7 protein-coding genes and 2 pseudogenes are annotated in these 8,486 nt (G+C 42.4%); 3 read left to right on the top strand and 6 right to left on the bottom strand.

The genetic code is table 11. From position 1 onward, the window contains the following. The coding region (locus tag VF06_RS41965; RefSeq protein WP_143874516.1) for an RNA-guided endonuclease InsQ/TnpB family protein at nucleotides 1-270 on the top strand (270 nt) is incomplete at its 5' end. Between the two features lie 187 nt (nucleotides 271-457). On the opposite strand, the gene VF06_RS08455 is transcribed toward VF06_RS41965, so the two are convergent. From VF06_RS08455 to VF06_RS08440, 5 genes and pseudogenes are all read right to left on the bottom strand, one after another. Next, nucleotides 458-664 carry a phycobilisome linker polypeptide gene (locus VF06_RS08455; RefSeq protein WP_073640732.1) on the bottom strand — a complete coding sequence of 69 codons (207 nt, stop codon included), beginning with the start codon at nucleotides 662-664 and terminating at the stop codon, nucleotides 458-460. 227 nt (nucleotides 665-891) lie between these two features. Further along, nucleotides 892-1,380: an allophycocyanin subunit beta gene (gene apcB / locus VF06_RS08450; RefSeq protein ID WP_099067874.1), complete on the bottom strand. Its 489-nt coding sequence runs from the start codon at nucleotides 1,378-1,380 to the stop codon at nucleotides 892-894. Nucleotides 1,381-1,442: 62 nt separating this feature from the next. Further along, complete coding sequence (gene apcA, locus VF06_RS08445; RefSeq protein ID WP_099067873.1) at nucleotides 1,443-1,931, bottom strand: allophycocyanin subunit alpha; 489 nt, start codon at nucleotides 1,929-1,931, stop codon at nucleotides 1,443-1,445. A 287-nt stretch (nucleotides 1,932-2,218) separates the two neighbouring features. Next, a complete protein-coding gene (locus VF06_RS42500) occupies nucleotides 2,219-2,341 on the bottom strand; it encodes a hypothetical protein (protein ID WP_257207478.1) in 123 nt (40 codons plus the stop codon). Nucleotides 2,342-2,358: 17 nt separating this feature from the next. Continuing rightward, nucleotides 2,359-5,661 (bottom strand): annotated as a pseudogene (locus VF06_RS08440) (phycobilisome rod-core linker polypeptide); the annotation flags it as partial. Nucleotides 5,662-6,505: 844 nt separating this feature from the next. On the opposite strand from VF06_RS08440, the gene VF06_RS08435 reads away from it, so the two are divergent. Beyond that, nucleotides 6,506-7,033, top strand: coding sequence for a hypothetical protein (locus tag VF06_RS08435; protein ID WP_099067871.1), 528 nt, complete (start codon nucleotides 6,506-6,508; stop codon nucleotides 7,031-7,033). 381 nt (nucleotides 7,034-7,414) lie between these two features. Here the strand turns inward: VF06_RS08435 and VF06_RS08430 are convergent, their stop codons facing one another. Continuing rightward, nucleotides 7,415-8,152, bottom strand: coding sequence for a 2-phosphosulfolactate phosphatase (locus VF06_RS08430; protein ID WP_099067870.1), 738 nt, complete (start codon nucleotides 8,150-8,152; stop codon nucleotides 7,415-7,417). A gap of 143 nt (nucleotides 8,153-8,295) precedes the next feature. On the opposite strand from VF06_RS08430, the pseudogene VF06_RS08425 reads away from it, so the two are divergent. After that, nucleotides 8,296-8,424, top strand: a pseudogene (locus VF06_RS08425) (element excision factor XisI family protein); the annotation flags it as partial. Nucleotides 8,425-8,486: the final 62 nt, after the last annotated feature.

The raw sequence follows: 8,486 nt of genomic DNA, 5'->3' as shown, positions 1-8,486 counted from the left end.
ATCAAAGTACAAATCAGCGAGGAGAGCTACACATCCAAATGTAGTTTTCTGGATTTGGAACCCATTAAAAAACATGAGCAATATTTAGGCAGAAGAATCAAGAGAGGTTTGTTTAGGTCTAACTCAGGAAAAATCTACTCAGCAGATTTAAATGGTTCGCTAAATATATTAAGAAAGGTAGTTGGGGACTCTATCTTCGATAGAAACTCAATAGAGAGGCTTGTAGTTAGCCCAGTAAGGCTTACCCCTTACCAAGCTAGAAACATTTGATTATGTTTTTAGTAACTATTCTCAATTAATTCTCTATTAAACTATTAGACTTTTAAATTGCGTACTCACTCATACAGTTGACCGCTGACACTTAACTGTCAACTGTCAACAGTTAACCAACAACAAAAAAGAGGTCATTCTCGACCTCTTAACCAATTCCCTAAAATAAATGTTCTGTCTACAGCAATTAGGACAAACCAGTATTAGCACCTTGTTTACCGGTTGCTAGTTCAACTTTGATGATTGTACCACCTGCTTTTTGAATGCGTTGCTGTTCGCGGAACCAGTTCTCATAGGGAACTAGCTTAGTGAAATAGGTGTTTTGCAGTTCGCGTTGGGTACGAATTCGGGTTTGGCTGGGAACAAGAGCAGTAATTTTAAACAAACGGGCCATGTTGTGAAAATCTCCTGTATTGTTTGTGGAAACTTTTTTATTTCTAAATTTTGAGTGCAAATCTTTAAATTATTTTTTCCAAGGCTGGAAATCAAACATCAATACTAGACCACCAACACTCATCACTGATAATAGACACAAGATAAGCAATATAACGTTCTAGCACTCACGGTTGATTTCCAGACCTTAATAAAGCCGCACCTAAATTCTTAAGCGCAAACCAGCTTTTAGCTTAAGCCAGAGGAGATGTAGTCTAGGTAAACACCAACTTCCTTACCAGCATCAGAACCTACCAAGCTAGCAGTTACTTCTTTGATTGCTTGGATAGCTTGGACGGTAGCACCAACAGGTACACCCAGAGAGTTGTAGGTTTCTTTCAAGCCATTCAACACACGCTCATCTAGGATGGAAGGATCGCCAGCCAACAAAGCGTAGGTTGCATAGCGGAGGTAGTAGTCCAAATCACGGATACAAGCAGCATAACGACGGGTAGTGTACATGTTGCCGCCGGGACGAGTGATGTCAGAGTACAGCAAAGATTTTGCTACAGCTTCTTTGACAATGGTAGCAGCGTTGGCGCTGATGGTGCTAGCAGCACGTACCCGCAGTTCGCCAGTGGAAAAATAAACTTTCAGCTTCTCTAAAGCAGCGGTATCGAGGTATTTACCTTGAACGTCCGCGGAGTTAATAACAGCGGTAATTGCGTCTTGAGCCATGTTGTTAATCCCTTATATCCAACTGTATTGCAATACTTCTGTTTGATGCCTAGTAAACAGGTCTAGCCTAGTAAAGCACCAACGAGATAGTCGAAGTAGGTAGCAGCTTCAGCAGCGTCATCACCAGACAGCAGGCTAGAAGCAGCAGCCTTCACTCCTTTAATACCTTCAGCAAGAGCATCAATAGGAGTTCCCAAGGACTTGTAAAGTTCGCGGGCACCGATAACACCAATTTCTTCGATGGGGGTAACGTCGCCAGCAACGATACCGTAGGTAACGAGGCGGAGGTAGTAATCTAGGTCACGCAGACAAGTAGCTGTCAATTCTTGACCGTAAGCGTTACCACCAGGAGACACAACATCAGGACGCTTTTGGAATAGTTGGTCGCCAGCTTGCTTAACTAGCCGTTCGCGATTGTCTGTCAAAACTTGAGCAATCCGCAGACGGCGCTCGCCACCTGCTACAAAGGATTTGATCCGATCTAATTCACCGGGGCTGAGATAGCGAGCTTCTGCATCAGCATTCACGATCGCTTTCGTGACGATACTCATTAATGGATTCCTCCAATACGAATGAAACCAGGATTTGATTAAACTGGTGCGACTTTGATTTAGTCAACTGAGTTTATTTTCTCATTGTTTTAGACATTACAGTCTCACAACTGCTAAGGCTAATAAATTAAGAGTTAGCTTGAGTCAACATAAGTACACAAGCTTTTAAACTCAGCTACCTTCCGCAAAACATTTTCCGGCATTCTGTTGAGCATTTATGACTGCTCTTAACACTTTGTAATATTACTTTTCAGATTTACTCTTTTAGCTGCAATCTGAGAGCAGTATTACAAAAGGTTGAGAAAGGGCATGGGGCATGGGGCAGAGGCTCTAGGGGCAGGGGACACAGAAGAAGATTTTCTCCCCCTGCTCCCTACTCCTTCATCTCCCCCATCTCCCCATCTCCCCATCTCCCTAGTCCCTATTCAGCCGCCTGCACGCTACCAAGGTAGTTACCTGCTGGCAGGGATGGAAAGCGATTGTAAGGGACAACATCTTCACCAAAGTAGCGGTTATATTCTGGGCTTTCCACGATTGCTTTTACAGCCCCTGGCAAACCGCTCTCATCTAGCAGCTTGTTATACTCCCGAATTTCTTCTTGAGTCGCAGGCGCGCGTCCCAATAGATGACGGAAGAGGAACTCGATTACCTTGGCACGGGGATAAGGTAAACAGAAGCGCTGGCGATAGATTTCGGAACTAGCTAGTTGGCGCACAAACTCGCGGACAGAAATTTCACCATTCTGGAGTTTGCTATCTAGCTCGCTCAGGCGGAAATTATCGGTTAATTTACCGCTATAAATATCCAATACCTGAGAGTAAATGGCATTAACAGCCTGTTGTCTTTCGACTAGGCTGGTGCTTTCTGTTAAACGGTAAATGCGTGCATGTTTACGCACACCTAGTTCTACGGTTTGTCCACTACCATTGCTGTAAGAACGACCTAGTTCAGCATAGGACGGCTGGCTCGCTTTTTGGCTGGCGATATCTGCGATCGCCTGGGCTAAAAGTGGTGTATCGCCAGAGCCTGGGCGGGGTTGCACGGGCTTAAAGCTCGGTACAACTACATCGTCATTTTGCTTGGTTAGCTGGTTGTAAAGCTTCTCAGTATTCGGGAAGTTTGCCGCTGGTAAGGTCGGGAAACGACGGTAAGGTACAGTATCTTCACCGAACACTTCGTTATATTCGACACTATTTACCAAAGCTGCAATGAAGGCACGAATACCTTGAGTAGCTAAAATCTGGTTATATTTGCGGATTTCTGCCTGGTCTAGTGGGGCACGTCCCAGGAAGTGTTTGGTTCCCAACTCAATTACTTTGGTGTTGGGGTATGGTGTATAGAATTCTTTCAGGTAAAGATTTGAGTAACCCAAACCTTCAATAAATTCTTTCACAGTGATTTCGCCGTTGCCCAGCTTGCTTTCCCACGCCGTAAATTCATTTTTAGCGATGTAGGGTGCAATATCCCGCTCAAAAATCTGACGATAGGCAGCGCTAATCAAAGTTTGCACTGCAACTTTATCTTTGGTATTTGCCACCAACTTGAAGATTTTGGTTTGTTCGCGTTGCTTGCTAACACCTTGGTTAATGCGGAACTGAATATCTGGTTGTGACCGGTTTTCAGTGACAGTACCAAGTGTTACAAAGGTCGGCGTTACTTCCTTCTGGACTTTCGGGGTAATATCTTCACGAATACTACCAACACGCAGTTGTCGTCCTGATACACCAGCAGGAGTCAAATACCGTTCGTAAGGAACTGTGTCTTCACCAAATGCTTCGCTGTACTCTACGCTGTTAATGATGGTGTCAATTACTGCGTAAAAGCCTTGTTTAGCAGCGATATCAAAGTAGTTGTTGATTTCTTGACGACCGTAAGTTGGACGACCCAACAACCGGCGGTGAATATACTCGATCGCTTTACAAACATACAGCGATGACCAGTACAGATTGCGGAATACATCTGACTTAGCCAAACCACGGATAAACTCGCGTACAGAAATGTCGCCGTTTTCCAGCTTGATTTCCAACACCTTTTGCCGCTGACCATCGTAAACATCGCGACCGAAAACTTGTAGGTAAGCAGCTCTAATCACTGCTTGGGTAGAGCTTTCAGAGAATCTGACGCTAGAATTTTTCGGAGCCTTTCTGCCAACAGTCCCAGGTAATTGATCTAACTTGAACACTTTGCGTCCAAGAGTTCCAGGAGCTTCACCCCGTGCCTTAGGATTACTATTTTGGTTATTAATACCTGGCCCTTGGTGAATCAGGATGCGTTTGGTATCCTTGCTAAAAGGAGCCGGACTAGTGCTGGGATTGCGAGTTTCTTTTGGGAAAATTGCCCCAAACTGAATTTCCAACGGATCGTTACCAGAACCGTAGGGATGCTGGTCTGGTAGGGGTTGCTCGTAAGCCGCGAACGTAGTAATGAACTGAGGTATTTTACGGAAAGGCGCACTGTAGTTAAACAGGTCTTGTTGCGGCCCCCAGTTACGGCATTCTTGGGCTTCTTGACCCAGACCACGGAGGTAAGGTACTGTCTCTTCTCCAAAATAGTCGCCGTATTCAGCAGAATCTACTAAAGCATCTACTAAAGCTGCTAGACCACCAGTAGAAATGATGGAGAAATATTTTTGTACTTCTTCGCGGCTACTTGGCCCCCGTCCCAGAATGTGACGGAAAGCAAGTTCAATGACTCGGCTGTTAATAAAAGGCTGGTAAAACTGTTTTTGGTAAAGAGGAGATTTAGCTAAACGGCGAACAAACTCCTTCATGGAGATGTCACCATTTTTGACTTTTGATTCTAAGTCAGAAATAGACAAGCTATAAGCACGGGTAATGTCGCGCTCAAAGATTTGTCTGTAGGCTGCTTTCACTACTTCATTTTTTTCGGTAGCTGACAACCCAGGTTTCATCACAAACTTAGGACGCCGTTCTGCCGCATTGTAGTAAATTTGTGGCAGTTGTAAACCTTGCTGGTCGCCAGAAGGACGTTGGCGTAGTTTATTAGAGGGTGTGGCTGCTTTGAATTCTGTAAGCAGAACATCCATATACTGAGACACAATTTCTGTAGCCTCAGGATCTTTACGGAAAAAGGAAAGTGCCCCAGCTTTAATTTCTTGCAAAGCCACTATTGTCGCTTCACCGGAGCAGGCATTTTCAATTATTTCCCGTAAACCGCGTGTATTCACTGCGATGATGTTGGGGTCGCCAGCAACGATCGCATAAGTAGCATAGCGCAAGAACCAAGATAAATCCCGCAAGCTCTTGGCCATGTTACTTGGGCCATAACGAGCAATGTTAATTGGTCTAAAACCTGGAGGTGTGGGGCCTGAGGGGGATGAGTTAAAAATTGAGCGTAAATTTTCTAGGAACCCACCACGGCTTTCAACGTAAGTTATTGTTCCTAGTTGCATCCCTTGTTGAACATCACCACTACCAGCACCAGCAGTTACTAGTTCTGGTTCTCTGGGCTTTTCTAAAAAAGCCATTGGCGAACCACCGACAAAAATCCGGTTGGCAGCTCGAGATACGATGATCTCAGAATTTTCCGTGAGCGTCTGGGCAATTTCTAGACGCTTTGCACCAGATGCAAAATAGCTTGCCAGTTCATTTAGTTCACCAGTGCCCAAAAAGCGGTCTTGCTGCTCCGCTTGGGTAATTGTCGCTACAGCTAGGGTTTGATATAGTTGCGGACGCGCAACTGAGCTTCCACCACTTGCCTTAACACTCATCGGATTTGTAAAACTCCCATCATAATCGTTTATGTGTTAAGTCTGGGTCGCTTTGAGGCTTGACACATCGGTGCGTCTATGCTTAATGAGCCTATGAGTACTGCCTGCAAAACTGCCAGTAAATTAACCCAGTTAGCTTTTAGATTAAAACGTTTTGGGTTCTCAAGGCAGGTTTATTAAGAAGTATGTAGAATATGTAGCCTTAATGCATCAAATTGCAATAGATAATCTTGTTTGTCTGAGATAAAATTAAGTTTTGTAAATAAATGGGTAGTAATTTGTCATTTTTCCAATGTCAACCCCAGAATCTCAGGGAACTAGTAGTTCGCCAAGTGAACTTGGCGGGGTAAAGGGTAAAGGGGAAAGGGCAAAGGTTTTAAATCCCTTATCCTTTACCCCTTACCCTGACTACTAGTGGTTGATGGTTGACTGTTGACGGTTAAAAGAAAACAGAGGGCGGGCAACAGGCAACAGGGAAATCCCCATACTTTAAGGTAGGGGTTTTGTATGAGGACATCATGTTTTTCGTAACAATTTCCGCTCAAAACAAATTTTTGATCTCTTTATCATAAATAGATTTAGTTGCTCTGAAGCTAATATTCGGGCAGGTTTTCCCACTGTTCCCTATTTCCCCAAAGGTATTTTCTACCCATTGGCGCAGTTTCTCGTGGATAAGGGCTGGTAACAGTAGCAAGTCCCTAAACCAATGGGTAGCGACTATTATCGATATAAAGTTAATTTTGCTACTAAAAAATTAACTTTACTTCGATGACGCGGTTATGAAAATAGCATTAAATTGAATAAGCTAGAGCTTTAATACCATAACTATCTATGTGAAAATACTATGACTAAATTTTCTAAATTGAACTATTTATTCAGTGCTAGTGCGTCTGCTATGGCAGTTATACTGAGTATCGCTCCTGTAAATGCGCTTCCAGACCAAAACATCAGCACCGTTGTTAAGTGGGCAAAAACCAGACCTCAACTACCGACTCTGAGATACAACAGCGAAGCCCACGGCTATGACGGTACAAAGGGAAAACTGTACTTTTATGCCGATGTCACTGATGAAAAGGGGACAGTAACAAAAGAAGGAATCACAGTTAGTGGTAGCGGTCTCAAATTCACTACAAAAAGTGCCAATACCCTGAAATTGTTACAAAATATTTATAATTCTCAAATTGCTAATGACTTTCAGAAGTCTCGCTACGTTACCAAAGTTGGTCGCGACCTATATTATCGCGGGCAAAAGTTTGCTTACATCACTGCTGAGGTGCAAGGCGGGTCATCATTGCAAATAATTCCGTTAAGAAACTTGCAAGAATTTATTGATAGTGCGAAATATTGTCAAACTAATCAATGTGATATTTAGAAATCAGAATTCAGAATTCAGAATGAATTTATAGCAGATTGCAACTTTGTGAGGTACAGATAATTGTAAGGGCGTAGGCTTTGCCTTCCCGTAGGGTAAGGTCGTTCGCCCCTACCCGTGTGTATACTTCATTTACCTGCAAAACGCTGTAAGTAATACTAGTCAGGATTTACGCAAAATATCTCTCAAACTCTCATTTCTCCGTGAACTCTGTGCCTCTGTGGTAGCCTACGGCAAGCCGCTCCGCGTCTACGTTCTTCCGTGACTCGTGCGTAAGTCCTACTAGTGAATGAATCAACGATGCCATTTTTTCACCAAATTTTCAATTATTGGTTAAATTTGAATCTTCTACTAAAAAATTGCTGACTTATGAATTCTTATTCAATTAACTCTATAACTAGAATTAACATAGGCATTATCAGTCAATAAAGGCACGCAATCACTAATATTAAATGCAGCCGCCAGTTTAACATCTGGTTCAAAACCTTTTTCTATCAATTCTTTACCAGAACTGCATTTTTTCAAGTATCCTACTAAATCTTGCCGGAAAGCTTGAAATGCTGCGACGGCTGCTTCGGCTTCTGGCGATAAACTACCACGTAAATAGCTGAGAATTGCCCCAGCACCAATCAAATCTTCAAAAGCAGGTCGGAGACTACCATCATCTTTCCATCTCTCACCAGCAGGAATCACAGCAATTTTATCGCCATACTTTTGAGCAAACTCAGCTACAGCTTGGCAATTTCGTAAACAGCCAGTCAAAGTTGGTGTGTTTCCAGTGTGTAAAGTTAAAAAAGAACCATTAGCCGAAGGCAAAACTAGTCTAGTTCCATTTGGAATTTTTTCTAGTGATTTTGGAGAAAGAGAATATCCAATTGTTGTCCAACGTTGTCTATGAATTGCCAATTCTGCTTGTAGTGATTTGGCATAATCTATAACTGATTCATCTTTATATGCATAGGGAAAAATTATCGCACCATTGTTAGTGGCAATTTCTACACAAGTAGAAAAAGAAAGAATATCAACTATTATTACCACATCACTGATACAAGCAAGTTGGAAAACTCCTTGTGCGCCCCATTCACAGCGTAAATCAAACTCTGATTGGTCGTAAATCATAAGAGGTATATATAAACCCTGATTGAGTTATGAAAATCAAACAATGATTCTCTAAACGAAAAATATTTACTGTTGAGTTAAAAAATGTAAATTGGTAATTCAACAGCTATAATTAACATAAAATATCAAACATAAAAAATTAGATGCAAACAGATGGTACAGAAATCGGCATTGCTAACGAATTAATCGCTGCTGGGGTATCGAAAGAAGATATTTTATTAGGATTTCACGCTCCTTATAAACGCGAATTTACTGATTTTGCTGTTAGATAAGTAATAGAAAATAAGCAAGAATAATCTTTGCCCTAATCATCCACCATCCGCTAAACTCAAAA

Origin of the sequence: Nostoc linckia z4, from assembly GCF_002608075.1 — a bacterium.
GTDB lineage: Bacteria > Cyanobacteriota > Cyanobacteriia > Cyanobacteriales > Nostocaceae > Nostoc > Nostoc linckia.
The sequence above is the reverse complement of the archived record's forward strand: the minus strand, read 5'-3'. Positions and strand labels throughout refer to the sequence as shown.